General features: G+C 74.9%; 23 protein-coding genes and 1 pseudogene. 10 read left to right on the top strand and 14 right to left on the bottom strand.

Going from position 1 to position 24,301, the window contains the following annotated elements:
* Positions 1-284 precede the first annotated feature (284 nt).
* From AB0442_RS04020 to AB0442_RS04005, 4 genes are all read right to left on the bottom strand, one after another.
* Complete coding sequence (locus tag AB0442_RS04020; RefSeq protein ID WP_344628178.1) at positions 285-908, bottom strand: ScbR family autoregulator-binding transcription factor; 624 nt, start codon at positions 906-908, stop codon at positions 285-287.
* Positions 909-1,187: 279 nt separating this feature from the next.
* Positions 1,188-1,958, bottom strand: coding sequence for a glucose 1-dehydrogenase (locus tag AB0442_RS04015; protein ID WP_366160436.1), 771 nt, complete (start codon positions 1,956-1,958; stop codon positions 1,188-1,190).
* A gap of 212 nt (positions 1,959-2,170) precedes the next feature.
* The gene (locus AB0442_RS04010; RefSeq protein WP_366160435.1) at positions 2,171-2,977 is read right to left on the bottom strand and encodes an antibiotic biosynthesis monooxygenase; all 807 of its coding nucleotides are present in this window, start codon (positions 2,975-2,977) and stop codon (positions 2,171-2,173) included.
* Between the two features lie 486 nt (positions 2,978-3,463).
* Complete coding sequence (locus AB0442_RS04005) at positions 3,464-4,534, bottom strand: aldo/keto reductase (RefSeq protein WP_366160433.1); 1,071 nt, start codon at positions 4,532-4,534, stop codon at positions 3,464-3,466.
* A 226-nt stretch (positions 4,535-4,760) separates the two neighbouring features.
* Here AB0442_RS04005 and AB0442_RS04000 point away from each other — a divergent pair, with 226 nt between their 5' ends.
* Genes AB0442_RS04000 through AB0442_RS03990 form a run of 3 tightly spaced genes read left to right on the top strand, consistent with a single transcriptional unit; the run spans position 4,761 to position 6,916 of the window.
* Positions 4,761-5,081 carry a putative quinol monooxygenase gene (locus tag AB0442_RS04000; protein WP_363546128.1) on the top strand — a complete coding sequence of 107 codons (321 nt, stop codon included), beginning with the start codon at positions 4,761-4,763 and terminating at the stop codon, positions 5,079-5,081.
* Entirely contained in the window at positions 5,078-5,950 is an 873-nt protein-coding gene (locus AB0442_RS03995) for an NAD(P)-dependent oxidoreductase (protein WP_366160432.1), read from the top strand. Before AB0442_RS04000 ends, AB0442_RS03995 begins: the two co-directional genes overlap by 4 nt.
* A gap of 57 nt (positions 5,951-6,007) precedes the next feature.
* The gene (locus AB0442_RS03990) at positions 6,008-6,916 is read left to right on the top strand and encodes a zinc-binding dehydrogenase (RefSeq protein WP_363546124.1); all 909 of its coding nucleotides are present in this window, start codon (positions 6,008-6,010) and stop codon (positions 6,914-6,916) included.
* 116 nt (positions 6,917-7,032) lie between these two features.
* On the opposite strand, the gene AB0442_RS03985 is transcribed toward AB0442_RS03990, so the two are convergent.
* The 5 genes from AB0442_RS03985 to AB0442_RS03965 all read right to left on the bottom strand — a co-directional run bounded on the left by AB0442_RS03985 (position 7,033) and on the right by AB0442_RS03965 (position 12,206).
* On the bottom strand, positions 7,033-7,626 hold the full coding sequence (locus AB0442_RS03985; RefSeq protein ID WP_366160431.1) for an ATP/GTP-binding protein: 594 nt from the start codon (positions 7,624-7,626) through the stop codon (positions 7,033-7,035).
* Positions 7,607-8,035: a DUF742 domain-containing protein gene (locus AB0442_RS03980; RefSeq protein ID WP_366160429.1), complete on the bottom strand. Its 429-nt coding sequence runs from the start codon at positions 8,033-8,035 to the stop codon at positions 7,607-7,609. The genes AB0442_RS03985 and AB0442_RS03980 overlap by 20 nt, the downstream gene beginning before the upstream one ends.
* A 5-nt stretch (positions 8,036-8,040) precedes the next feature.
* Complete coding sequence (locus AB0442_RS03975; protein ID WP_363546121.1) at positions 8,041-8,451, bottom strand: roadblock/LC7 domain-containing protein; 411 nt, start codon at positions 8,449-8,451, stop codon at positions 8,041-8,043.
* The gene (locus AB0442_RS03970; RefSeq protein WP_366160428.1) at positions 8,448-11,156 is read right to left on the bottom strand and encodes an ATP-binding protein; all 2,709 of its coding nucleotides are present in this window, start codon (positions 11,154-11,156) and stop codon (positions 8,448-8,450) included. Before AB0442_RS03970 ends, AB0442_RS03975 begins: the two co-directional genes overlap by 4 nt.
* A gap of 252 nt (positions 11,157-11,408) precedes the next feature.
* Positions 11,409-12,206, bottom strand: a complete 798-nt coding sequence (locus AB0442_RS03965; protein ID WP_366160427.1) for an MHYT domain-containing protein — start codon at positions 12,204-12,206, stop codon at positions 11,409-11,411.
* Between the two features lie 371 nt (positions 12,207-12,577).
* Here AB0442_RS03965 and AB0442_RS03960 point away from each other — a divergent pair.
* Positions 12,578-12,820: pseudogene (locus AB0442_RS03960) on the top strand (hypothetical protein); the annotation flags it as partial.
* Positions 12,821-13,045: 225 nt separating this feature from the next.
* On the opposite strand, the gene AB0442_RS03955 reads toward AB0442_RS03960, so the two are convergent.
* Complete coding sequence (locus AB0442_RS03955; RefSeq protein ID WP_366160425.1) at positions 13,046-14,392, bottom strand: cytochrome P450; 1,347 nt, start codon at positions 14,390-14,392, stop codon at positions 13,046-13,048.
* Between the two features lie 114 nt (positions 14,393-14,506).
* On the bottom strand, positions 14,507-15,574 hold the full coding sequence (locus AB0442_RS03950) for an RNA ligase (ATP) (RefSeq protein ID WP_366160424.1): 1,068 nt from the start codon (positions 15,572-15,574) through the stop codon (positions 14,507-14,509).
* 223 nt (positions 15,575-15,797) lie between these two features.
* Here AB0442_RS03950 and modA point away from each other — a divergent pair, with 223 nt between their 5' ends.
* Genes modA through AB0442_RS03935 form a run of 3 tightly spaced genes read left to right on the top strand, consistent with a single transcriptional unit; the run spans position 15,798 to position 18,527 of the window.
* Positions 15,798-16,625 (top strand): molybdate ABC transporter substrate-binding protein, encoded by an 828-nt coding sequence (modA, locus tag AB0442_RS03945; protein WP_366160422.1) that lies wholly within the window; start codon positions 15,798-15,800, stop codon positions 16,623-16,625.
* 50 nt (positions 16,626-16,675) lie between these two features.
* Positions 16,676-17,446: an ABC transporter permease gene (locus tag AB0442_RS03940; RefSeq protein ID WP_344623719.1), complete on the top strand. Its 771-nt coding sequence runs from the start codon at positions 16,676-16,678 to the stop codon at positions 17,444-17,446.
* A gap of 19 nt (positions 17,447-17,465) precedes the next feature.
* Positions 17,466-18,527: an ABC transporter ATP-binding protein gene (locus AB0442_RS03935; RefSeq protein WP_366160421.1), complete on the top strand. Its 1,062-nt coding sequence runs from the start codon at positions 17,466-17,468 to the stop codon at positions 18,525-18,527.
* 2 nt (positions 18,528-18,529) lie between these two features.
* Here the strand turns inward: AB0442_RS03935 and AB0442_RS03930 are convergent, their stop codons facing one another.
* From AB0442_RS03930 to AB0442_RS03920, 3 genes are all read right to left on the bottom strand, one after another.
* Positions 18,530-19,345, bottom strand: coding sequence for a hypothetical protein (locus tag AB0442_RS03930; protein ID WP_366160420.1), 816 nt, complete (start codon positions 19,343-19,345; stop codon positions 18,530-18,532).
* Positions 19,346-19,474: 129 nt separating this feature from the next.
* Complete coding sequence (locus AB0442_RS03925; protein WP_366160418.1) at positions 19,475-20,122, bottom strand: response regulator transcription factor; 648 nt, start codon at positions 20,120-20,122, stop codon at positions 19,475-19,477.
* A complete protein-coding gene (locus AB0442_RS03920) occupies positions 20,119-21,285 on the bottom strand; it encodes a histidine kinase (protein WP_366160417.1) in 1,167 nt (388 codons plus the stop codon). The genes AB0442_RS03925 and AB0442_RS03920 overlap by 4 nt, the downstream gene beginning before the upstream one ends.
* Positions 21,286-21,415: 130 nt before the next feature.
* Between AB0442_RS03920 and AB0442_RS03915 the strand changes: the two genes are divergently transcribed.
* The 3 genes from AB0442_RS03915 (at position 21,416) to AB0442_RS03905 (ending at position 24,214) form a co-directional block, all read left to right on the top strand.
* Positions 21,416-22,324 (top strand): ABC transporter ATP-binding protein, encoded by a 909-nt coding sequence (locus AB0442_RS03915; protein ID WP_363546095.1) that lies wholly within the window; start codon positions 21,416-21,418, stop codon positions 22,322-22,324.
* Positions 22,321-23,058 (top strand): hypothetical protein, encoded by a 738-nt coding sequence (locus tag AB0442_RS03910; RefSeq protein WP_366160416.1) that lies wholly within the window; start codon positions 22,321-22,323, stop codon positions 23,056-23,058. The genes AB0442_RS03915 and AB0442_RS03910 overlap by 4 nt, the downstream gene beginning before the upstream one ends.
* A 196-nt stretch (positions 23,059-23,254) precedes the next feature.
* Complete coding sequence (locus tag AB0442_RS03905; protein WP_366160415.1) at positions 23,255-24,214, top strand: EamA family transporter; 960 nt, start codon at positions 23,255-23,257, stop codon at positions 24,212-24,214.
* The last annotated feature ends 87 nt before the right edge of the window (positions 24,215-24,301 follow it).

The following is a 24,301-nucleotide window of genomic DNA, read 5'->3' as shown; positions in this document are numbered from 1 at the left end:
AACCGACCGGAGTCGCTGTTATATAAGTATCAAATGACCAGATCACGACAAGTATTTCCCCCGGCGCCGAGCCCATTCGGGAAATCACGAAGACGGCACAGACTCGCCGCATCGGACGGCTCGACGGGCCGGTGACGGCCGGGGGCGGGGGGATATCCGGGGAACGCCGGGGAAGCGCCGGAATCCTCGGGACGCCGGGCGGAACGGGAAGCGGCGGGGCGGCACCCGGCGACGCGTGCGCCGCAGGGCCGCCGGGTCCGGAGCCGGAGCCGAGGTGCGGGGCGTCAGCCGGCCGGCACCGGCTCGGGCGCGGTCAGCCGGAGGCGGCCGATCCACTCCGGCACGGCCAGGCCCGGCAGGATGAACGCCCAGAGCTCGGCGAGCCGCTCCTCGAGGTCCTCGCGGCGGGTGAACACCTGGGACACGATCTGGGTGCCGGTGAAGGAGCTGATGACGAACCGGGCGGCGGCGTCGACGTCCAGGTCGAGCCGGACGGAGCCCTCCCCCTGGGCGCGCAGCAGCAGGGTGCGGACCAGGTCGATCGAGGCGACGTACGGGCCCGGCGAGGGCTCGGAGAAGGAGCTCTCGATGGCGAGCCGGATGCTCGCCCGCACGGTCGGGCTCTCCCGCAGGGCCGCCGCCATCGCGTACGACACGTCGACGATGGCCTGCAGGAAGGGGCCGGTGGCGGTGGCGGCGCTCTCCAGGGTGCCGACCTCGGCGCCCTGGATCTCCTCCGCGATGGCCTCCTTGGACGGGAAGTGGAAGTACAGGGCGCCCTTGGTGACGCCGGCCCGGGCCAGGATCTCCGACACGCTCGCACCCGCGAAGCCGCTGTGGTCGAAGACTTCGGCCGCGGCCTCGACGATCCGTTGGCGCGTCCGCTCCGCCCTCTCCTGTCTCACCATGGCCACCCTCCCGACCTCGCAGCAGTTCGCAGCGCATCGTAGTGCACCGGCCGGTACAGCCGACGGTAAAACAGTCGATCCCGTAGGTTTGTTCCGATGATCGGACGCCTGTACACAGGCGCAATCGGGCCGGTCGCACCTGATGCCCCGACATGCATACGGACCGGTCGGTATGCAGAACGGCCCGCCCGGAGGTCCGGACGGGCCGTGCGGCGATCGGGCGTGCTGCGGACGTGTTCTGACATGCGGACGTGCTGCGGGGCCCTGCCACCGTCGGGGTCAGCGCACGGTGTAGCCGCCGTCCACCGGCAGGACGGCGCCGGTGACGAAGGAGGCGCGGTCGCTGCAGAGCCAGGCGGCCGCCTCGGCGATCTCCTCCGGTGCGGCCGTCCGCGGCTGCGGGGTCGCCTCGTGCAGCCGGGCCTCGATGTCGGGCCGGATCGCCAGCCACTGCTCGATCATCTCCGACCTGGTGGTGCCCGGGGCCACCGCGTTGACCCGGATCCCCTGGGCGCCGTACTCGTTGGCCGCCGCCTTGGTCAGGCCGACGACCGCGTGCTTGGAGACCACGTACGGCGCGGCGACCGGGGTGGCGACCAGCCCGGCGACACTGCTGGTGTTGACGATCGCCCCGCCGCCGGCGGCCAGCATGGCGGGTATCTCGTGCCGCATGCAGGACCAGACGCCGCGCAGGTTCACGTCGATGATCCGGTCGAACACCTCCTGCTCCATCAGGTGCAGCGGGGTCTGCTCGGCACCGTACCCGGCGTTGTTGAACGCGGCGTCGAGGCGGCCGTAGCGCGCCACGGCCGTCTGCACCGCCCGGGCGACCTCGGCGTCCGAGGTCACGTCGGTGACGGCGTAGCAGGCCTCCAGTCCCTTGCCGGTGAGCTCGTCGACGAGGTCGGCGAGCTGCTGCTCGCGGCGGGCGGCGAGGACGACGGCCGCACCCTCGGCGGCGAAGACCCGCGCGGCGGCGGCACCGATCCCGCTGCTCGCACCGGTGATCAGCGCGACCTTGCCGCTGAGCAGGGCATTCTGGACGGACATGGGCTCTCCCCCTGGGGTTCGCGGTCGGACACGGGACGGCGGGACACCGGCCCGCGTGCGGGTGCGGCGGTCCGGTGCCCCGCCCTCACGGGACCCCGGACCGCCGCACCCCGGACACCGCACAGCCTACGAACCACCGCTGACGGTCGATCAGGCGGAGTGGCTCCGGGTCGGGCGCAGGGGCGGCCGGCTCGCACCGCCGAAGGGTCTTCCTACGCCTTGCGGTTGGGGACGGACCAGCCGCCGGGCTTGTCGAAGCCGGTGGTCGCCAGCGTGACGAAGAAGTGGGGACCGACGATGTGGCCCTTCGCGACCACGTCCAGGTAGGCGGCGGCCGGGGTGCCGTTCAGGTGGGCCGTGAAGGCCGCCTCGTCGGTGAAGGTCTCCAGGAAGACGAACCGGGTCGGGTCGGCCGGGTCCGGCACGAAGTGGAAGCCGAGGGTGCCGGGTTCGCCGGTCAGCGAGAGGTAGCCGTCCGCCTTCGCGACCTTGAGGAACTCCTCCCGGTACGCCGGCTGCACGTTGGTGAACTCGGCGACCACGGTGAACACGTGGCCGTCGTCGCCACCGCTGGGCGCGACCCGGCCGGTGCCGTCGTCGGTCGCGAGCGAGTAGTTGGCCACGGTGGTGGCGGGGCCGGTGACGCCGAAGGCCGCGAGCAGGGCCGCGAAGTTCCGGGCGTAGGGGCCGCGGCGGTGGGCACGGTGCGCGGCGGCGGAGGAGAAGGTCTCCGCGACGACGATCCGGTCGGGGTGGTCCGGGTCCGGCACGACGTGGACGCTCTCGGTGCCGGGCTCGTGGCGGCGGGAGGCGTAGCCCTCCTGCTGGGCGGCGGCGATGACGGTGTCGCGCGCGCCGGCCGGGATGTGCTCGTAGGCGGAGATCACCGTGTAGGCGACGCTGCTGTCGCCGAGGTTGGGCATGGTGTCACCGGAGCGGGCGGCCAGCGCACCGGGGGCGGTGCCGGCCAGCAGGGCGGCGGCGAGGGCGACGGGGAGCAGGGCTCTGACGGGTCTCATGGGTGGACGTCCTTCCGGATGGGTGCGGTCGGGTGGGACCGGCCGCCCTGGGCGGGCGGCCGGAGTCGGTGGTGTGGGAGCCGGTGGTGCCGGAGCCGGTGGTGCCGGAGTCGGTGGTGCCGGACGGAGGGCGGCAGCGGGCCGCAGCGGGTGCGGCGGGGGCAACAGGCACGTCGGGCGTTCGGACCTGGGCGGTCGGTGCCGCCATGAGCCGCGGAGTGTTCACACGGCGGGCGGGGCCGCGACCGGCGCGGGAATCCCGGCGGGCCCGTGCGGGCCGCGTTCGTCCGGGCCTGCGAGAGCGGGTCGTCCGGGTGGCACGTCGAACCGCCCTCCACCGGACGGGGGAGGCCGGGGGACGGCGCGCGGGTGCGGGGTCTGCGCGGCGGGGGCCGCTCCGGGCGGTCCCCGCCGCGGTCGCCGCCGCCGCGACGGGGACGCGGCAGCGGACGGATCGGGCCGGGGTCGGATCAGGCCGGGGTCGGATCAGGCCGGGTAGACGTCGCCGGGCAGCTTGCGGTCGGCGCCGACGGTGGCGATGTGCCAGTAGGGGTAGGGGACGCGGGCCTCGCTCACCTTGTCCAGGGTGGCCACCTCGTCGGCGGAGAGCTCCCACTCCATCGCCTTGAGGTTGTCCTCCAGCTGGTGGAGCTTGGTCGCACCGATCACCGCGGAGGTGATCTGCGGCCGGGACAGCACCCAGTTGATGGCGACCTGGGCGACGGTGGCGCCGCGCGCCTCGGCGATCCGGGCCATCTCGTCGACGATGTCGTACGCCTGCTCCTGGTCGGTGAGCGGCGCGGACTCGGCGGGGGTGGCCTCGGCGAGCCGGCTGCCCGCGGGGCGGCCCTCGCCGCGGCGGTACTTGCCGGTGAGGAAGCCGCCGGCGAGCGGGCTCCAGGCGGTGATGCCGACCTTCTGGTCCTGGGCCAGCGGGATGATCTCCCACTCCAGGTCGCGGGCGCCGAGGTTGTAGTAGCCCTGGTAGCAGACGAAGCGCTCCAGGTTGCGGCGCTCGGAGACGGAGAGCGCCTTCATCAGCTGCCAGGCGGCGAAGTTGGAGACGCCGATGTAGCGGACCTTGCCGGAGCGGACGAGGTCGTCGAGCACCCGGAGGGTCTCGTCGAGCGAGGTCCGCGGGTCGAAGCCGTGCAGGTGGTAGAGGTCGATGTAGTCGGTGCGCAGCCGGCGCAGGCTCGCGTCGACGGCCGCGTTGAGGTGGTGGCGGGTGGAGCCGAAGTCGTTCGGGCCCTCGCCGTCCACCCGCCAGCGACCCTTGGTGCCGATGACCACGCGGTCGCGGACCTTCGACAGCGTCCGGCCGAAGAACTCCTCGCCCATGCCGTTCTTGTAGACGTCCGCGGTGTCGAAGAAGTTGATGCCGGAGTCCAACGCGAGGTCCATCAGGCTGTGCACGTCCTGGTCCTGGACGGTGCCGAACTCGGACCAGTTGCGGTCGGGCGCCCCGAGGAAGGAGGCACCTCCGCCGAAGGTCATCGCGCCGAAGCAGAGCTCGGACACGGCCAGGCCGGTGTCGCCCAGGTAGCGGTAGCGCATCGGGGGTCTCCCTGTCGGTTCGTGGAACGGCGCCCCTGTCCCGGGGCAGCCACTGTAAGACTCGGGAAAACCATAAGATGTCGAATATCCATCGTCAAGCAGAAGGAAGTGAAAGAACCTCCACTGCCATCAGATATCGAATGGTGCTACGGTTTCGATCCGACCGCGCATGACGGATCGTCATGCACACCGCCGACTCGGCGGTGAACAACCGGAGGAGAGCACCATGAGCACTGTGACCGTGGTCGGCCGGGCCGTCGCCAAGCCCGGCAAGCGGGACGAACTGGAGCGCCGCCTGCGTGCGGTGATCGCTCCGACGCACGCGGAGGAGGAGAGCATCCACTACTCCATGCACCAGGACCTGGACGACCCCGACGTGTTCCTCGCCATCGAGCGCTGGCCCGGCCGCGAGGCGCTCGAGCGCCACCTCGGCACCCCGCACCTGACCGAGCTCGCCGCACTCCTCGACGACCTGCTCGCCGAGCCGCTGGAGCTGCGGGTGCTCGGCCAGCTGCACGAGGGCGACTCCCCCAAGGGCGTGCTGTGAGCCGCACGGCCGTGGCCGTGCTCGGCACCGGCATCATGGGCACCGGCATGGCCCGCAGCCTGTGCCGGGCCGGCCTCGACGTCCGGGTGTGGAACCGCACCCGCTCCGCCGCCGAACCGCTGGCCGCCGCGGGCGCGGCGGTCGCCGGCACCCCCGCCGAGGCGGTGCGTGGCGCCGACGTCGTGATCACCATGCTCACCGACGGCCCGACCGTGCTGGAGGTGGTCCGGTCGGCCGCCGACGGGCTGACGGCCGGGCAGGTCTGGTTGCAGACCTCCACGGTGGGCCCGAGCGGCTTCGCCCCGCTCGCCGCGTTCGCCGTCGAGCACGGCCTCGACCTGGTCGACGCCCCCGTCCTGGGCACCCGGCAGCCCGCCGAGGCCGGCCGGCTGGTGGTCTTCGCGGCCGGCTCGCAGCGTGCCCGCGCCGCCGCCGTCCACGTGCTGGCGGCGGTCGCCGACCGCACCGTCTGGCTGGCCGACGACCCGGCGGGCGCGGCCGCCTCCCGGCTGAAGCTGGTCGTCAACAGCTGGGTGCTGGCCACCGCCACCGGCGCCGCCGAGGCGATCGCCCTGGCCGAGGGCCTCGGCCTGGACGCCCGGGTGTTCGCCGGGACCGTCGCCGGCGGCGGCCTCGACAGCCCCTACCTGCAGGGCAAGGCCGCGGCCGTCGCCGCCGGGGACTTCTCCCCCGCCTTCGGCCTGGCCACCGCGGCGAAGGACGCCCGGCTGATCCTCGCCGAGGCCGAGGCCGCCGGGCTGCGGCTGGACATGGCGGCGGCCGTCGCCACCCGCTTCGCCCGCGCCGTCGAGCAGGGCCACGGCGGCAAGGACCTCGCCGCCACCTACCTGGTCAGCACCGACGGCTGACCGGTCCCCGCACCACCGCACCGCACCGACCAACCCACGAGTCCGAGGGGACACCGCATGCGCGCGATCGTCAACACCCCTGCCACCGGTGACGTGGCCTTCCGCGAGGTCGCCGAACCCACCGCGGCCGCCGGCGACGTCCTCGTCGACGTCAAGGCGTTCTCCGTCAACCGCGGCGAGATCCTCAACCTGCCCACCAACGACGAGGGCTGGCGGCCCGGCTGGGACGTCGCCGGCGTGGTCGCGGAGACCGCGAACGGCTTCACCGCCGGCCAGCGCGTGGTGGCGCTCTCGCTCGCCGACGGCTCCTGGGCCGAGCGGATCGCCGTGCCGGCCGGCTTCGTCGCCGCCCTGCCGGACACCGTCGGCTTCGCGGAGGCCGCCACCCTGCCGGTCGCCGCGCTCACGGCGCTGCGTCTGGTCCGTGAGTCCGGCACCCTGCTCGGCCGGCGGGTGCTGGTCACCGGTGCGGCGGGCGGCGTCGGACGGATCCTCGTCCAGCTGGCCGCCGCGGCCGGCGCGGAGGTCACCGCCGTCGCCCGCAACGCCGAACGCGCCAAGGGCCTCACCGAGCTGGGCGCCACCGCCGTGGTCACCGACCCGGCCGAGGCCGAGGGCCCCTTCGCGGTGGTGTACGAGGCCGCCGGCGGTGCCTCGCTCACCGCGGCGCTGGAGCTGGTCGGCCCCGGCGGCACCGTGTTCAGCTACGGCAACTCCTCCGGCGAGGACACCCCGGTCTCCTTCTTCCGCTTCTTCGGCGGGCACGAGCAGGCCGTCCTGCGGCACTTCGTCTTCGTCACCGGCGCACCGGTGGACGAGGACCTCGCCGCGCTGGCCCGGCTGGTCGGCGCGGGGTCGCTCTCGGTGGAGATCGCCTACCGCGAGGACTGGGAGCGGATCAACGAGGCGCTCGCCGCCGTCCGCGAGCGCCGGGTGGCCGGCAAGGCCGTGCTCACCGTCGGCTGACTCCCGGCCACCGGCCCGCCCCTCACCACCGGCCGGCGGCACGGACCGCGGGGCGGGAAGGCTGCGGTGCCTCCCGCCCCGCTCCGGTGCCGCCGCCCGTCCCGGCCCGCGCCGCCTCAGCGGCGGGTGTCGGCGAGCAGCCGGGCGGCGTGCACCCGGCCCGCGTGCTCCACCAGATCGACCAGCACCTGCTTGCCGGACGCCCGCCGCCGGGCGTCGCAGGCCACCACCGGGGTGTCCGCGTCGAGGTCGAGCGCGCGGGCCACCTCCTCCGGGCCGAAGTCCCGGGTGCCGGCGAAGCGGTTCACCGCGACGACGAACGGGATCCCCCGGTGCTCGAAGAAGTCCACCGCCGGGAAGCAGTCGGTCAGCCGCCGGGTGTCGGCGAGCACCACCGCGCCGAGCGCGCCCTGCGCCAGCTCGTCCCAGAGGAACCAGAACCGGTCCTGGCCGGGGGTGCCGAACAGGTACACCGACAGGCCCTCGCGGATGGTGATCCGGCCGAAGTCCATCGCCACCGTGGTGGTGATCTTCTGCTCCACCCCGCCCAGGTCGTCCACGCCGCGGCCGGCCGCGGTCAGCTGTTCCTCGGTGCGCAGCGGCCGGATCTCGCTGACCGAACCGACCAGCGTCGTCTTGCCGACCCCGAAGCCCCCGGCGACCAGGATCTTCAGGGCGAGCACGGAGCCGTCAGAGTGCGCGGAGTCCATTGATGACCTCCTGGAGGACGTGCTCGTCGGGGAGCAGGGCGGGCGGGACGGGACGGCTGACCCGGATGTACTCGGCGTCCAGCAGGTCGCCGAGCAGCACCCGCACCACGCCGAGCGGCAGGTCGACGTCGGCGGCGATCTCCGCGACGGAGAGCGCGTTGCCGCGGCAGAGGTCGAGGATGACGGCCTGTTCGGGGCCGACAGGCACCTCGATGCCCTCGGGGACGTCGCTGACCACCAGGGCGATCAGGTCGAACTCCGCCCCGGTCGGCCGGGTGCGGCCCTTGGTCATCGCGTACGGCCGGACCATCGGGCCGGCCGCGTCGTCGTACCACTGGACGGGCTCGTCGGGCGGCGGCGGGTAGCCGAACGGACTGCCCGGCAGGTAGCGGCGCGGCGGGTACGGCATCGGTCTCAGCCCCCCGCCGTACTGCGCGGCGCCGCGTACAGGTGCTCGCCGACCCGGCGCACCAGCCGGGCCATCTCGTAGGCGATCAGCCCGAGGTCGGCGGCGGCGGTGGAGAAGACGGCGAGGCAGGTGCCCTGGCCGGCTGCCGCCACGAAGAGGTAGCCGTGCTCCAGCTCGACCATGGTCTGCCGGACCTCGCCGGCCTCGAAGTGCCGGCCGGCGCCCTTGGCCAGGCTGTGGAAGCCGGAGGCGACCGCGGCCAGGTGCTCGCCGTCCTCCCGGCCGAGCCCTGCGGAGGTTCCCATCGCCAGGCCGTCCGCGGAGAGCATCACGGCGAACCTCACCTCGGCGACCCGGGCGACGAGTTCGTCGAGCAGCCAGTTGAGCTCGCCCGCGTGGTGCGTGGTCCCGATCATCGGTGCTCTCCTCCGGTGGGGTTCGGTCGGATCGGTTGCTCGGTGGCGCCGCGGGCCCAGCCGCGCTGGAAGGCGGACATCGCGGCGCGGGCCTCCTCGGGGTTCCGGCCGGCCGGCGGACCGTCCCCGCGCGGTGCGGTCGGCGGCCGGACGGGGGCCTCGCGCAGCTGCGGGACGAGGCTGGCCTGCCGCACCCGGCGCGGCAGTTCGCCGTCGCCCCCGCTCTCGCCGTCCGCGGCGGCGCCGGGCCGGACGGCTGCGGCGGCCGACGCGGCCGGGGCTGGAGCGGCCGCCGGACGGCGGGCCGGTGCGGGCGACGGTGCGGGCAACGGCAGGGGGGCAGGCGTTGCGGGGCGGGCGGGCGGTGCGGAGCGGGCGGGCGGCACCACGGGGACGCCCGGTGCGGGCCGGCTGCCGTCGGCGCGGAACGGCGTCGGCCGCAGCACGCCCGGGTCGTCCCCGAGGGCGCCGAAGGGCGCGGCGGTCGGCAGCGGGCGGACGGGCGGCGGGTCCTGCAGCTCGGGCTCCGGGGCCGGGACGGCGGCAGGGGCAGGGGCCGCAGCGGGGGTCCGGGCCGCCTCCGGTCGTGCGTCGGCGGCCGGCTCCGTCCCGGCGGCCGGACCGGCCGGTGACCCGGTCTCCAGCAGGGCGGTCGGCAGCAGCACCACCGCGGTGGTGCCGCCGTACGCGGAGGGCCGCAGCGACACCCGGACACCGTGCCGGCGGGCGAGGCGACTGACCACGAAGAGGCCGAGCCGGTCGCTGTCGAAGAGGTCGACCTGCTCGGAGGCCTCGATCCGGCGGTTGGCGTCGGCCATCGCCTCGGGGCCCATGCCGAGGCCGCGGTCCTCGATCTCCACGGCGTAGCCGTTGCCGACCTGCTCGCCGCGGACGTGCACCCTGGTGTGCGGCGGCGAGAAGCCGGTGGCGTTCTCGACGAGTTCGGCGACCAGGTGGGTGAGGTCGGCGACGGCCTGCCCGGAGACCGCCGCGGGCGGCAGCCGGTGCACCTCGACCCGGGCGTACTCCTCGACCTCGGCGACGGCGGCCCGCACCACGTCCATCAGCGGGACGGGCTTGCGCCAGGCCCGCCCGGGGGCTGCCCCGGAGAGGATGATCAGGCCCTCGGCGTGGCGGCGCATCCGGGTGGTGAGGTGGTCCAGGCGGAAGAGGTCGGCCAGCTCGGCCGGGTCCTCGGTACGGCGCTCCATCGCGTCCAGCAGGGTGAGCTGGCGGTGCACCAGGACCTGGCTGCGCCGGGCGAGGTTGACGAACACGCCGGACACCCCGGACAGCACCTCGGCGCGCTCCACCGCGGCGGTGACGGCCGCCCGCTGCACCCGGCCGAGGGCGCCGTGCACCTGGCCGATCTCGTCGCCGCCGTGCGGCCGCAGCGGCGCCTCGGCGGCGATGTCGATCTCCTCGCCGGCGCGCAGCCGCCGCATGGTCGCGGGCAGGGTGCGGCCGGCGAGTTCGAGGGCGGAGTTGCGCAGCCGGACGAGTTCGGTGACCAGGCCGCGGCCGACCTGGACGGAGATCAGCAGCGAGGCGAGCACGGCGGCGAGGCCGAGCAGCACGGCGAGCCCGGCCGGGGTGAACAGCCCGAGCGCATACGGGTCGGAGCGTTCGGCGGCCGCGCTGTCGGCGGCCCGCTCCACGTCGGCCAGGCCGCGGGCGGTGGCGTCGGCGAGATCGGCCCAGCGGTCGGCGGGCGCGGCCTGCAGGGCGCCGCGGCCGTCGGGTGCGTCCCGGACGGCGTCCTCCAGGCGCGCGAGTTCGCGGTAGTCCGCGCCGCCGGTGACGGCCTGCAGGGCGGAGCGGTCGGCCGGGCGCAGGTCGCGGGAGGCGGTCTGCTCGAAGAGCCGCCGGGCGTAGACGGCGGCGCCGAAGTCGCGCCGCTGGGGCTCGTCGAGGCGGCCTGCGGCCTGGCCGGCCCGCAGCAGGCTGTCCTCCCTGGCGAGCAGTTCGCGGGCCCGGGAGAACTCCAGCAGCACCCGGGCGTCGGAGGCGACCCGGTGGTCCTGCAGGGCGGTGACCGAACCGGTGACCTCCAGGGCGCGGTCGATCGCGGCGGTGTAGGCGGCGTACGTCTCGGGCCAGCCGGCCTGGTGCTGGAGGACCTTGGCGCGCAGCGCGGGCAGGGCGGCGACGGCGGCGGTGAGTTCGTCGACCCGGCCGGCGGTCTCGTCACCGAGGCCCTCGGCGTCGGCCCGGTTGTAGCCGTCGGCGAGGTGCAGCGGGGCGGCGGCCCGGTCGGTCGCGGCGGCGGCCTCGCGCAGCGTGTTCTCCCGGCCGGGCGGCCCGCCGGCCAGCAGCTGCCCGGCGGCGGTGCGTTCGGCCTGCAGGCCGGTGACGGTGGCGGCGACGGGGTCGAGCACCGTCCGGGTGACGGCCTTGAGGTGCAGGGTGTCCCAGACGCCGCGGGCGGTGGTGACGGTGGCGAAGGACCAGAGCGCCAGCACCGAGACGACCGGCACCATCAGCAGGGCGACGATCCTGGCGCGGACGGTGCGGGGGCGCAGCCGCAGCCCGCCGGAGCGGACCGGGGCCGCCGGCGGTGCGGGGTGGCCGTGGGCGTCGGCGGCCTCCTCCCGGGCCTGTGGGCCGCGGTGCCGGCCGGCGGGCCCGGTCGGGCCGGGGCTGCGTCCGGCGGAGCTCGGTCCGGTGGCCGGTGCGGTGCGCGGGGTGCCGCGGCTTGCTCGCATGGGGCGCGGGGTCCTTTCGAGCGGTGGCGTCGGGGGCGCTCGTGACCGTGGTGGGCGGTCCTAGGGCTTGTCTGACGATTCGCGTCGCATCGCCGCGCGGCGTCGGGCGCCCGACCGGGCGTGCCGCCGTATCGGCCTCGTACTGGACGTACTCGGGCGATGCGGCGGTGCGTCCGGTCGTGGGGGCACCTCCCGGCCGAAGGCTGGGGGAGATCCGGCGTCGCGCGCGCGGCGGGAATCGTCAGACAAGCCCTAGGCGGCGCGGTCGAGGTCGGCGGCGCCGAGGTCCTCGATGGCGAGTTCGCCGGCCTCGCGGTAGGCGGCGCGCTCCTGGGCGGTGGGGGACAGTGCGACGAACGCGGAGGTGAGGAAGAGGAAGGAGCCGAGGCCGACGGCCAGCGGGAAGACGAACTGCATCGGGGTCGCGCCGCCGAGGTCGGTGCGGGCCGGGTCCAGGTGGACGTGGACGGCGGCCATGCCGGTGTAGTGCATGCAGCTGACCGCGACGCCCATGATCAGGGCGGCGCCGCCTGCGGCCACCAGGGTGCGGATGGCGACGGCGGCCCAGAGCGCCGCGGTGGCGGCGCCCACGGCGATCGCGACGGACAGCACCACGGTGGCGGGGGCGTACTCGACGGTGCCGTGCAGCCGCAGTGCGGCCATGCCGAGGTAGTGCATGGCGGCGACGCCGACACCGGTGGTGAGGCCGCCGAGCAGGATGCTGCGGCCGCGGTGCCGGCCGTAGCCGACGGTGAAGACGCCGAGGCCGACGACGACGACGGCGACGAGCAGGCTGAGCACGGTGAGCGGGACGTCGTAGCGCAGCTCGGTGCCCTCGACGGTGAAGCCGAACATCGCGACGAAGTGCATGGTCCAGATCCCGGAGCCGATCGCGGCGGCGGCGGTGAGCAGCCAGTTGCGGCGGGACGGCCCGCTCGCGGACAGCGCCCGGAGGGTACACCGCAGCCCGAGCGCGGCACCGACGCAGGCCATCAGGTACGACAGCGCCGGGGTCGGCCAGCCGAAGCTGACGTGGTTCATGGTTCCCATCAGGGCCTCCGAAGGACGTGACCGGACGGTCGGTCATATGCCGTTCGCACGTGCGAAGGGCTTCTCGGATGCGGTGGACGCTACCCAGCGTTCACAAATGGTCACCGGAAGATGTGAAAAGCTGCCCGTCGAACCCGGCGGGTGTGCTCGAATGGGCGGACCCCGTGTGCCGGAATGACCGATGCCCTGTCATGTCCGTTTGTGGACAGGGCTCGTACGTCGCCCTTCTGCCCGCGCACCGGCGCGGTTGGGGTCACGCCACGACGGCCCGCACGACGCGCCCCACCCGTTGCGCGGGGGCATCCCTCCCCACGGTCGCGTCGACCGTGGCCCCCCACCCCTCGCGGGCCCGCGAAGGAGTCCGTTCCCCCATGCCCCCTGTCCTCTCCCGTCCCCGGACGGCCGTCACGGCGCTGGCGGTGAGCTGCGGCCTGGCGGTGTCCTGGCTGTCCGGCCTGCACAGCACCGCCACGGCCGCCACCGAGGCCACCTCCGACACCTACACCTGGAGCAACGCCAGGGTCGACGGCGGCGGCTTCGTCCCCGGCATCGTCTTCAACCAGGCCGAGAAGGACCTGGTCTACGCCCGCACCGACATCGGCGGCGCCTACCGCCAGGACCCGGCCCCGTGAAGTAGCGGCTGGCCGAACAGGGAGGCGCATCACCAGGGGCGTGTGGGGGCACCACCCGGCCGAAGGCTGGGGGAGAACTGCGCGATTCGGATGCGGGCCACCGAACAGGCCAGGGCTCGACCCTAATTGTCCGGACACCCGCCCCCGCGCGCAGTTCTCCCCCAGCCTTCGGCCGGGTGGCGCCCCCACACGCCCCTGGGTGAATCCTTACCTCCGGGTGAGGCGGATGCGGACGGGGCCGCGGGCCTCCAGGGTGATGGCCTGGCCGAGCGGGACCTCGGTGTCGACGGTCTCGACCTCGAACTCCCGCAGGACGGCGGCCAGTGCCAGCACCGACTCCAGCATCGAGAAGTGCTGGCCGATGCAGGCCCGCGGCCCTCCGCCGAACGGGAACCAGGCGTAGCGGTGCCGCCCGGCCTCCCGTTCCGGGGTGAACCGTTCCGGGTCGAAGCGCTCCGGCTCCTCCCAGTGCCCGGGGTGGCGGTGCGTCACGTACGGGGAGACGAGGACGTCCGCACCGGCGGGGATCCGGACGCCGCCGATCTCGCTGTCGGCGACCGCGCGGCGGCCGATCACCGCGGCGGCCGGGAACAGCCGCATGGCTTCCTTCAGCACGGCCGTGGTGTAGGGCAGGGCGGCGAGGTCGTCGGCCTGCGGCGGCCGGTCGCCGAGCACGGCGAGGGCTTCCTCGCGGGCGCGCTTCTGTTCGGCGGGGTGCTTGCCGAGCAGGTGCAGGGCGAAGGCGAGCGAGGTGGCGGTGGTCTCGTGGCCGGCCAGCAGGAAGATCAGGACCTGGTCGCGGAGTTCGGACGGGTCGAGCCGTTCGCCGTCCTCGCCGCGGGCGGCGGCGAGGAGTCCGAGCAGGTCGTCGGAGTCCTGTCCGGCGCGGCGGGCGATGATGGCGTCGCAGATGGCGTACAGCTCGCGTTCGGCGGCCTGGGCCTCGCGGTTGCCGGGGGTGGGCCACTGCCGGGGGATCCGGACGGGGGCGAAGCCGCGGTCGCGGACGTACGCGCCGAGCACCGGGAAGGAGCGGCGGACGGCGCCGATGGCCTCTTCCACGTCGGTGCCGAAGAGGATCCGGGCGACGGCCCGCAGCGCGAAGCCGGACATCTCCTCGGCGGCGTCGACGACGCCGCCGGGCACGGCGGTCCAGCGCTCGACGAGGGCGGCGGACTCCTGGGCGATCGCGTCGGCGTAGCCGTCCACCCGGCGTTTGGTGAACAGTGGTTGGACGAGCCGGCGTTGGCGCTGGTAGTCGGCGTCCTGGGCGGTGAGCAGGCCGTTGCCGAGGCTGAGCCGGACCTCCTCGTACAGGGTGTTGTCCTTGCGGAAGTCGGCCGCGCGGGTGGCGAGCACCTGCTGGGCGCCCTCCGGCGAGAACACCATGTAGAACTCGACGCGCAGGCCGGGCGGCCCGGCGGTGAAGCGCACCACGTCGCCGTGCTCGCGGTGCGCGGCGAGGTAGGCGGCGAGCGGGTCTCTGGTCAGGTCGAGCATCGAGCCGATCAGCGGCAGCCCCGTCGGGCCGGGTGTCCGGGTGGTGGCCTGCACAGTGTCCCCCTCGGGTCGGACCTCTCCTGGTTCCATGGTGACTGAGTGGACGTCAGGAGAGTAGGGCGTGCGTGCGGACCGGACGTGACGATCCGCACACACACCCGGCCCGGGTCACTCGTACTCGGTGCCGCCCTTGCGGGTGAGGTAGGCCCCGCCGACCGCCTTGGCGATCGCCCGGCCGCCGGTGACGGGGCTGTACCGCTCGGCCTGCGTGCGGACGACGACGCCCTCGCGGATGTGCAGCTCCTTGCCGGAGACGGTCTCCCGGCCGTCGGCGAACTCCAGCACCACGGCCTGGTCGTAGGGTCCGCGCCACAGCTCGGGCACCACCGGCAGTTCGCCGTCGAGCACCTCGGCGGCGTCGAGCCAGCGCAGCTGCCCGTCGACGACGGCCGACACGTCGAACACGGCGTAGCCGGGGAGTTCGGTGCGGCCGGAGGCGCCGTAGGAGAGGTCCTGCACGCCGGCGCCGAAGACCTCGCCGAAGACGCCGACCCGACTGGCGCCGATCCGCTCGGCGAGGGCCGCGGCCGCCTCGGGGACGCCGTGCGCGCGCACGGCCCGCCAGTACAGGTTGGTGTCGTCCTCCTTGAGGGCGAGGCCCTGGGCGCCGATGCCCTTGGAGGAGACCTGCACCTCGCCGGACTCGGCGTGGTAGGTGACCAGGCAGCAGCTGCCGTGCACCTTCTCGGTGACGACGACGGGCTCGCCGGGCTCGAAGACGGTCGGGAAGCGCTTGAGGTTCTCGACGTCCACCCAGGGCAGCAGGTCGGGGGCGGCCTCGACGTCGCCGTTCATGTGGGTGGGGACCGGCGGACGCCACTTGGTGATGCCGAGGCGCTCCGCGAAGTCCTCGCCGCTCTCGGCGGCGGCGGCCAGGTCGACGTCCGCCAGTTCGCCCGGGCGGCAGACGATGCCCTGCGAGAGCTCGCCGCGCAGCCGGACGGCCTTGACCCGGTCGGCGTTGGAGCCGGCCAGGCGCCCGGTCAGTCCGAGCTCCTCGATCAGCGCGGCCGGCAGCACGGCCTGCTCGGGGATGTACACCGCGGTCTCGCCGGTGCGGTACGCGCCCTTGGCGACCACCGCCCGGTACAGGCCGATCTGCGCCAGCTCCAGGGCGTCGGCGTTGGGGTGCTCCAGGATGGTCAGGTGTTCCGCGGTGACGCGCAGTGTGGACATCGGTGTCCCTCCCCGTTCGATACGACGGGGAACACTCTGGCGGCGGCCCGGCTGCAGGGCCAGGGATTTTCGGCCCGGGGCATCGCACATGCGAGAGACGGGGCGTCCACATGCTGGCCTGTGCGATGAAACAGGGGACGTTCGGCCCGCATCTACGACAGTATGATCGCCGTTGTCACCGCACCTCCGCGCCTCCCAGCGGCGCGGCAGAAGGGGAACCCCCATGAGCACCGCAAGACGCCGTTCCGCCGTCGCCGCCCTCGCCGCGGTCGCCCTCGCCGCCGGCCTCACCGCCTGCGGCAGCAGCGGCACCTCGAGCAGCAACGCCGCGCCGGCGTCCTCCGCCGCCTCCGCGGGTGCCCCGTCCTCGGCCGCCAAGGTCTCCGGCAACCTGACCGTCTTCGCCGCAGCCTCGCTGAAGGAGACCTTCACCGCGCTCGGCAAGAAGTTCGAGGCCGCCAACCCCGGCCTGAAGGTGACCTTCAACTTCGGCGGCAGCTCGGCGCTCGCCCAGAGCATCGTCTCCGGCGCCCCCGCGGACGTCTTCGCCGCCGCCAGCCCGGCCACCATGAAGACCGTCAGCGACGCCAGGGCCGCCGAGGGCGCGCCCCAGGTGTTCGTGCGGAACACGCTGGAGATCGCGGTCCCCAGGGGCAACCCGAAGCACATCACCGGCCTCAAGGGCCTCTCCGGGGTCAAGGTCGCGCTGTGCGCCAAGGAGGTGCCCTGCGGCGCAGCCGCCCTGAAGGCCCTCCAGGCCGGTGGGGTGAACATCACCCCCGTCACCCTGGAGCAGGACGTCAAGGGCGCCCTGACCAAGGTCGAGCTCGGCGAGGTCGACGCCTCGCTCGTGTACCGGACCGATGTGCAGGCCGATGCTGCGAAGATCGACGGTGTGGAGTTCCCCGAGGCGGCCAAGGCCGTGAACGACTACCCGATCGCCGCGCTGGCCAAGGCGCCCAACGCCCCGGCCGCTGCCGCCTTCGTCGCGTACATCCGGTCCGCCGAGGCCGCCCGGGCCCTCACCGCCGCGGGCTTCCAGGCGCCGTGAGGCCCGCCCCGGCCGCGACCCGCCGCCGCGCCCGGCGCGGCGGCGGGCGGGTGCCGTACGCCCTGCTCCTGCCGGCCCTGCTGGGCCTGGCCTTCCTCGTCCTGCCGCTGGTCGGGCTGCTGGTGCGTGCGCCGTGGAGCGCGCTGCCCGAGCAGCTCTCCAGCCCCGAGGTGTGGCAGGCGCTCAGGCTCTCGCTGATCTGCGCAACGGCGGCCACGGGGGTGTCGCTGGTGCTCGGAGTGCCGCTGGCCTGGCTGCTCGCCCGCACCGAGCTGCCCGGCCGGCGGCTGGTGCGGGCCCTGGTCACCCTGCCGCTGGTGCTGCCTCCGGTGGTCGGCGGCGTCGCCCTGCTGCTCGTCCTCGGCCGCAACGGCATCGTCGGCCGCTGGCTGGACTCGGCCTTCGGCATCACCCTGCCGTTCACCACGCCCGGCGTGGTGCTCGCCGAGGCCTTCGTCGCCATGCCGTTCCTGGTGATCAGCGTGGAGGGCGCGCTGCGCGCCGCCGACCCGCGCTACGAGGAGGCCGCGGCCACCCTCGGCGCCTCCCGGCTCACCGCCTTCCGCCGGGTCACCCTGCCGCTGATCGCCCCCGGCATCGGGGCCGGCGCGGTGCTCGCCTGGGCGCGGGCGCTCGGCGAGTTCGGCGCCACGATCACCTTCGCCGGCAACTTCCCGGGCCGCACCCAGACCATGCCGCTCGCCGTCTACCTGGCGATGGAGTCCGAGCCGGAGGCGGCGATCGCGCTCAGCCTCGTCCTGCTCGCGGTGTCGATCGCCGTCCTCGCGGGCCTGCGGGAACGCTGGATGTCGACGCCGTGACCCACCCCCGGAGCACCCGGTGACCCCGCCCGCCCTGGACGCCCTGCTGCGGGTCGACCGTGCCGCGTTCTCGCTCGACCTCTCGCTCACGGCCGCCCCCGGTGAGGTGCTGGCCCTGCTCGGGCCGAACGGCGCCGGCAAGTCCACCGCGCTGCGCGCCCTCGCCGGGCTGCTGCCGCTCACCGACGGCCGGCTCGCCCTGGACGGCACGGTGCTGGAGGACCCGGCGGCCGGCCTGCACACCCCCGCCGAGGAGCGCCCGGTCGGCGTGGTCTTCCAGGACTACCTGCTCTTCCCGCACCTCGGCGCGCTCGACAACGTCGCCTTCGGCCTGCGCTGCCAGGGCCTGCGCAAGGCCGCCGCCCGGGAGGCCGCCCGACCCTGGCTGGAGCGGATGGGGCTCGCCGAGCACGCCGCCAGCCGCCCGCGCAGCCTCTCCGGCGGCCAGGCGCAGCGGGTGGCGCTGGCCCGGGCGCTCGCCGTCCGGCCGCGGCTGCTGCTGCTCGACGAGCCGCTCGCCGCCCTGGACGCCCGGACGCGGCTCGACGTCCGGGCGCAACTGCGGCGGCACCTCGCCGAGTTCGAGGCCGTCGCGGTGCTCGTCACGCACGACCCTCTGGACGCCATGGTGCTCGCCGACCGGCTGGTGGTGATCGAGGACGGCCGCGAGGTGCAGTCCGGCACGCCCGCGGACATCGCCCGGCACCCGCGCACCGACTACATCGCCCGGCTGGTCGGCCTCAACCTGTACCGGGGCACCGCCGACGGACACACCGTCACCCTGCCGGACGGCACCGCCCTCGCCACCACCGAGCGGCTCACCGGCCAGGCGTTCGTGGCCTTCCCGCCGGACGCGGTGACCCTGCACCGCGGCCGCCCCGATTCCAGCGCCCGCAACGCCTGGCCGCTCACCGTCGCCGGCCTCGACCTGCACGGCGACCGGATCCGGGTCGACCTCACCGGCCCGCTCCCGCTCGCCGCCGACCTCACCCCCGGCGCCGCCGCCGAACTCGACCTGGCCCCCGGCCGCGAGGTCTGGGCCACCGTCAAGGCCGCCCAGACCCACGCCTACCCGGCCTGAGGTCAGGCCTTCTTCACCTTCTTCTCGAACACGGAGAAGTCCACGACCTGGTCGGCCGGCGGCTCCTGCACGGTGAAGGGCTTGTCGAACTCGCTGAAGTCGAAGGCGGCCGGCTCCTTGCCCTGGAGCTGCTCCATGCGGACCAGGTAGGGCTTGCCCTCGGTGGCGATGTGGAGGGTGACGGTCTCGCCGTCCTCGGTGGTGACGGTCAGGCCGAAGGTCTTCACACCGTTGGTGGTGCCGGCGCTGCCCTTGGCGATCTTCTCCTTGCCCTTGTCGCTGTCGTCGGCGAACAGGCCCTTGATCAGGTTGCACATCATGGCGGCCTCCGCCAGCTCCGCCCGGCTGTCGCCGCCGGTGATGAAACGCCCCTTGAAGAGTTCGGCGGCGACCGCGGCGTCCTGCGCGGTGGCACCCGGCTCCTTCGCCACGGCCTTCTTCCAGGTCGTCTCGTCCGCCTTCAGCCAGGTCTTGGTGCCCGAGTGCCGGAGCTCGAACTGGCCGACCTCGGGGGAGGCGACGGTGCCGCTGCAGTTCCCCTGCTTGTCGGAGGTCAGGTGGACGGCCAGCTTGCCGCCGTCCACGGTGAGTTCCCCGTCGACCTTCACCGAGGCGAGGGCCGCCATCGCGGCGTGCGCCTGGTCGGAGATCTGGTCCGCGGTCAGGGTGTCCACGGCCAGCGTGGGCACGGGGCTGGCCGACGGCTTGGCCGGCGCAGGGGCGGCTGCCGGGCCGTTCTTGTCACCGTTGCACGCCGTGGCACCGGTGGCCAGCAGGGCACACAGGACGGACGCGGCGACGGAACGCTTGGAAAGCATGGGGATCCCTCTTCGACGGAACACGAGCGGGGATCAGTATGGGACCGGGGGGTGACACTCCCTCCGCCGGGGTCCGCCCGCTTGACCAGGCCTTTCCACATCCGCGGCGCGCCGCACGCGGACGTGCCGTCACGCCGGGGTGACGAAGCCGGACTCGTACGCGGTGACGACGGCCCGGGTGCGGTCGCGGGCGCCGAGTTTGCCGAGGACGGCGCTGACGTGGGTCTTGACGGTCTGGACCCCGAGCACCAGCTCGGCGGCGATCTCCGCGTTGGACAGGCCGCGGGCCATCAGCCGCAGCACCTCGGCCTCGCGGGCGGTCAGCGCGGCGCGGGCCAGGGTCGCGGCGGCCCCGGCGTCGCTGCGGCCGGCCGCGAGCCGGCGGACGGCCGCGGGGAAGAGCAGCGAATCGCCGGCCTCGGCCAGCCGGACGGCGTGCACGATCTCGGCCGGGCGGGCCCGCTTGAGCAGGAACCCGGCGGCGCCGGCCCGCAGCGCCTCGTACACGTAGTCGTCGTTCTCGAAGGTGGTGAGGACGAGGATCCGCGGCGGGGCGTCGGTGTCGCGGAGGATCGCGCGGGTCGCGGTGAGGCCGTCGACCTCGGGCATCCGGACGTCCATCAGCACCACGTGCGGCCGCAGCGAGCGGACCAGGCCGAGCGCTTCGGCGCCGTCCGCCGCCTCCCCCGCCACGCGCAGGTCGCCCTGGGCCTCCAGGACGGCCCGCAGCCCCGTCCGGACGAGTTCCTCGTCGTCCACCAGCAGGATGTCGATCATTCGGCCAACCGTACCGGCAGGCTGACGGACAGCACCCAGTCGCCGTCCCTGCGGCCGGCCTCGGCCGCCCCGCCGAGCAGCACGGCCCGCTCCCGGACTCCGCGCAGTCCCCGGCCGCCGCGGCCGGTGCGGCCCTGCCGGTGTCCGTCGGCGGGCAGGGCGGTGGCGCAGTGCAGGTCGAGCCGGCCGGCGTCGACCGCGGCCCGGACCCTGATCGGCGTGCCGGGCGCGTGCTTGAGGGCGTTGGTGACGCCCTCCTGGACGATCCGGTAGGCCTCGCGGGAGACGACGCCCGGCAGCCGGGCGGCGAGGGCCGGGTCGACCGCCGCCTCGACGGGGCTCCCCGCGGCCCGGGCGGCGTCGAACAGCGCGGGCACCCGGTCGAGTCCGGGCCGCTCGGCGGCGGCGCCGTCGGGGGTCTCGCGGAGCAGGACGAGCATCCGTTCCAGGTCCTCCATGGCCTGCCGGCCGGTGGTCTCGATCGCCTCCAGGGCCTTCTCCCGGAAGGCCGGGTCGGCGACCTCCCGGGCGGCGCCGGCCTGCAGCACGGTGACGGTGAGGGCGTGGCCGATCGAGTCGTGCAACTCCCGGGCGAGCCGGTTGCGTTCCAGCAGGCGTTCGGCGCGCAGCTCCGCGGCGGCCAGCCGGTCCGCCGCCGAGGGGCCCAGCAGCCGTACGGCCAGGGCGAGTTGGAGCCGTCCGGCGAGGACGATCAGCCAGAGCAGGGCGAGGCAGAACGGTGGCACCAGCAGCGGCCCCCAGGGCGGGGCGGTCAGCAGGTCGACGGCGGTCGTCAGCCCGCGGACGGTGGCCAGCCCGGCCGCGAAGCCGAGGCCGACCCGGGCGACCAGCCACCCCGCCGTACGGCCGCGGTCGCGCCAGCCCGCGGACGGCGCGACGCCGATGGTCTCCTCCCGGCCGGGCGCCAGCAGCAGCCCGGCGAGCACCCCCTCGGCCCGGCGGGTGGCCGGCAGCAGCGCGGCGAGGCCGAGCAACGCCGAGTCGAGCGCCGCGCTCACCGCCACCACCCACCACAGCGGCCGTCCGGTCTCGGTGCCCGGGTACACCAGCAGGACGACGGCGACGAACACCGTCCCGGTCATCAGGTGCAGCCAGCGCGCGTAGGTGGCGGCCTGGAGCAGCGGGGCGAGGAAGCGGGGCACGGCACCGATCCTCCCAGCTCGGCGCGGTGCGCCGCCTCCCTCCCGGGAGGGAGACGGTCCACTCCCGGGCGGGATCCCCCGGCGCCGCCGGCCCGGTTGGCTGGAGGCATCGACCAGGGGAGGTACGACGGTGATCGAGGTCAGGAACCTGACCAAGCGGTACGGCGCGACGACGGCCGTGGACGGACTGGACTTCCGGGTGGAGCCGGGCCGGGTGACCGGTTTCCTCGGCCCGAACGGCGCCGGGAAGTCCACCACGCTGCGGATGGTGCTCGGGCTGGACCGGCCGACCGCGGGCGAGGCGCTGGTGCACGGCCGCCCGTACGCCGAGCTGGAGGCGCCGCTGCGCCGGGTGGGCGCCCTGCTGGACGCCCACGCGGTGCACGGCGGCCGGACGGCCCGCGGCCATCTGCGCTGGCTCGCGGCGAGCAACGGCCTGCCGCGGCGCCGGATCGACGAGGTGCTGCAGCAGGTCGGGCTGGCCGAGGCCGCCGACCGGCGGATCAGGGGTTTCTCGCTCGGCATGCGGCAGCGGCTCGGGGTCGCCGCCGCCCTGCTCGGCGACCCGCCGGTGCTGTTGCTGGACGAGCCGGTGAACGGCCTCGACCCGGAGGGCATCCGGTGGATCCGCACCCTGCTGCGCGGCCTCGCCGGTGAGGGCCGGGCGGTGCTGGTCTCCTCCCACCTGATGGCCGAGATGGCGCTCACCGCGGACCACCTGGTGGTGGTCGGCCGGGGCCGGCTGCTGGCCGACCTGTCCACCGAGGCCTTCCTGGCGCGGCACGGGCGGACGCGGGTCCGGGTGCGCGCCGTCGACCCGCTGAAGCTGGCCGACCTGCTGCGCACCTCGGGCACGGCGGCCGAACCGGTGGAGGGCGGCGCCTGGGAGGTCTCCGGCGCCGCCCCGGAGGAGATCGGCGCGCTGGCCGCCCGGCACGGTGTCGCCCTGTACGAACTGTCGTTGCTGCAGGACTCGTTGGAGGAGGCTTTCATGCGGATGACCGCGGACGCGGTGGAGTACCGGGCGGTGGCGGCATGAGCGCGGCGTTCGCCCTGCGCGCGGAGTGGGTCAAGTTCACCACGCTGCGCTCCCAGTGGATCACCCCGCTGCTCGCGGTGCTGCTCACCACCGGCATCACCGCCGCCGTGCAGGCCGCGTACGGCCGCGTCGACACCTCACTGGAGGACGACCCGGCCGGCGGCATCTACTACGGCCTGCTGTTCGGCCACGTCGCGGTGGTCTGCAGCGGCATCCTGCTGATCGGCCAGGAGTACGCCTCCGGCACGGTGCGGGCCTCGCTCGCGGCGGTGCCGCGGCGCGGCCGGTTCTACGCGGGGAAGCTGCTGCTCGGCACCGGGGTCGGCCTGGTCGTCGGCCTGCTCTCGGTGGCCGGCGCGCACCTGGCGACCTCCGCGACGGTGGGCCTGGACCTCGGGCAGCCCGGGGCGGTGCGCAGCATCGTCGCCGGTGTGCTGTACCACCCGCTGCTGCTGGTGATCTGCCTCGGCGCCACCGCGATGCTGCGCAACCTCACCGCCGCGACGGGACTGCTGACGCCCGCGGTCTTCCTCGGCACGACCTTCCTCACCGCGGTGCCCGGGGTCCGCGAAGCGGCGTACTTCCTGCCGGACCGGGCCGGCCTGTACGCGATGAACTACCGCGCCGACCCGGCCGTCCCCTACGGCCACTGGACGGGCCTGCTGGTGATGGCGCTCTGGGCGGCGGCCGCCGCGTGGGGCGGGTTGGTCTCGCTGCGGCGGCACGACGCCTGACCCGGCCGGCCCGCGGCGGGGACGGGCGGGCCGGCGGGTAGGGTGACTCCCGTGCATCTGGCTGTTCTGCCACCTCCCGCCGCCTGAGCGGGCGGCGAGGCCACGGAAGACCGTGACTCCGGGGTGAGGCCCCGGGGCGGTCGGCGCTGCCCGCGGACGGGACCACGCGACCGACCTCTTCTGTGGGAGAACACCCATGTCCACCCCCTCCGCCCTGCCCGTCGGCCGGGGCCTGCTCTACATCACCTTCTCCGCGACGGCCTGGGGCACCGCGGGCGCGGCCGCCGCGCTGCTGTACCAGGGCAGCGGGCTCGGCCCGCTCGCCCTCACCTCCTGGCGGTCCGTCGGCGGCGTCGTCCTGCTGCTGGCCGTCCGGGCCTGCACCGGGCGCCGGCGCGGTGACCGGCGGCGGCCGGCGGGCGCGGTGCTGCCGCTGCGGCGCCGGGTCGCCCGGATCGCCGTCAACGGCCTCGGGCTGACGGTCTTCCAGGCCGCGTACTTCGTCGCCGTCCAGCAGACCGGCCTGGCGGTGGCCACCGTGGTGACCCTCGGGTCGGCGCCGGTCCTGGTCGCGGTCGGCGCCCGGCTGACCATGGGCGAGCGCCTCGGCGGCGCCGGCGTCGTGGCCGTCTCGGGGGCGCTGGCCGGACTGGCCGTCCTCGTCCTCGGGGACGGCGGCAGCGGCGAGGTCCGGCCCGCCGGGGTGATGTGGGCGCTGGTGTCGGCCTCCGGGTACGGCTGCATCACCCTGTACACCCGCCGGCTCGGCCGGGCCGGGGAGTCGCAGAGCCCGTCGGCGACCACCCTGTGGTCGTTCGCGGTCTGCGCGGTCTGCCTGCTGCCGTTCGCCCTCGCCGAGGGGGTGCTGCCGCAGTCCGCGGGCCTCGGCCGGACGGTGCTGCTGCTGGTCTACCTGGCCTCCGTGCCCACCGCGCTCGCCTACGCGCTGTACTTCGCGGGCGCCGCGGTCGTCCGGGCCACCACGGCCTCGGTGATCGCGCTGATCGAACCGGTCAGCGCGACGGGGATCGCCGTCCTGCTGCTTGGCGAGCACCTGACCACGGCGACGGCCGCCGGCACGGCCGTGCTGCTCGCCTCGGTCACCGGACTGGCCGTCTCCGAGGCCCGCCCGGCGGCCCGTCCCCGCCCGGCCTGAGGGGTCCGCCCGTAGGGGCGCGTGGGGGCACCCCCCCTGACGGCCGCACCCCGGGTCGCGCGGTTCCCTCCGCCTCCTGACCGCGTG

Origin of the sequence: Kitasatospora sp. NPDC085895 (assembly GCF_040702125.1) — a bacterium.
GTDB lineage: Bacteria > Actinomycetota > Actinomycetes > Streptomycetales > Streptomycetaceae > Kitasatospora > Kitasatospora arboriphila.
Note: the sequence above shows the minus strand (reverse complement) of the source record. Positions and strands in the feature narration are given on the sequence as shown.

Excerpts from the sequence above, each read along its gene's own strand:
- AB0442_RS03965 (WP_366160427.1), bottom strand. The coding sequence starts at position 12,206 with ATGGGAACCATGAACCACGTCAGCTTCGGCTGGCCGACCCCGGCGCTG.
- AB0442_RS03910 (WP_366160416.1), top strand. The coding sequence starts at position 22,321 with ATGAGCGCGGCGTTCGCCCTGCGCGCGGAGTGGGTCAAGTTCACCACG.
- AB0442_RS04000 (WP_363546128.1), top strand. The coding sequence starts at position 4,761 with ATGAGCACTGTGACCGTGGTCGGCCGGGCCGTCGCCAAGCCCGGCAAG.
- AB0442_RS04015 (WP_366160436.1), bottom strand. The coding sequence starts at position 1,958 with ATGTCCGTCCAGAATGCCCTGCTCAGCGGCAAGGTCGCGCTGATCACC.
- AB0442_RS03985 (WP_366160431.1), bottom strand. The coding sequence starts at position 7,626 with ATGGACTCCGCGCACTCTGACGGCTCCGTGCTCGCCCTGAAGATCCTG.
- AB0442_RS03925 (WP_366160418.1), bottom strand. The coding sequence starts at position 20,122 with ATGATCGACATCCTGCTGGTGGACGACGAGGAACTCGTCCGGACGGGG.
- AB0442_RS03980 (WP_366160429.1), bottom strand. The coding sequence starts at position 8,035 with ATGCCGTACCCGCCGCGCCGCTACCTGCCGGGCAGTCCGTTCGGCTAC.
- AB0442_RS03930 (WP_366160420.1), bottom strand. The coding sequence starts at position 19,345 with ATGCTTTCCAAGCGTTCCGTCGCCGCGTCCGTCCTGTGTGCCCTGCTG.
- AB0442_RS03950 (WP_366160424.1), bottom strand. The coding sequence starts at position 15,574 with ATGTCCACACTGCGCGTCACCGCGGAACACCTGACCATCCTGGAGCAC.
- AB0442_RS03970 (WP_366160428.1), bottom strand. The coding sequence starts at position 11,156 with ATGCGAGCAAGCCGCGGCACCCCGCGCACCGCACCGGCCACCGGACCG.
- AB0442_RS03905 (WP_366160415.1), top strand. The coding sequence starts at position 23,255 with ATGTCCACCCCCTCCGCCCTGCCCGTCGGCCGGGGCCTGCTCTACATC.
- AB0442_RS04020 (WP_344628178.1), bottom strand. The coding sequence starts at position 908 with ATGGTGAGACAGGAGAGGGCGGAGCGGACGCGCCAACGGATCGTCGAG.
- AB0442_RS03990 (WP_363546124.1), top strand. The coding sequence starts at position 6,008 with ATGCGCGCGATCGTCAACACCCCTGCCACCGGTGACGTGGCCTTCCGC.
- AB0442_RS03975 (WP_363546121.1), bottom strand. The coding sequence starts at position 8,451 with ATGATCGGGACCACGCACCACGCGGGCGAGCTCAACTGGCTGCTCGAC.
- AB0442_RS04010 (WP_366160435.1), bottom strand. The coding sequence starts at position 2,977 with ATGAGACCCGTCAGAGCCCTGCTCCCCGTCGCCCTCGCCGCCGCCCTG.
- AB0442_RS04005 (WP_366160433.1), bottom strand. The coding sequence starts at position 4,534 with ATGCGCTACCGCTACCTGGGCGACACCGGCCTGGCCGTGTCCGAGCTC.
- modA (WP_366160422.1), top strand. The coding sequence starts at position 15,798 with ATGAGCACCGCAAGACGCCGTTCCGCCGTCGCCGCCCTCGCCGCGGTC.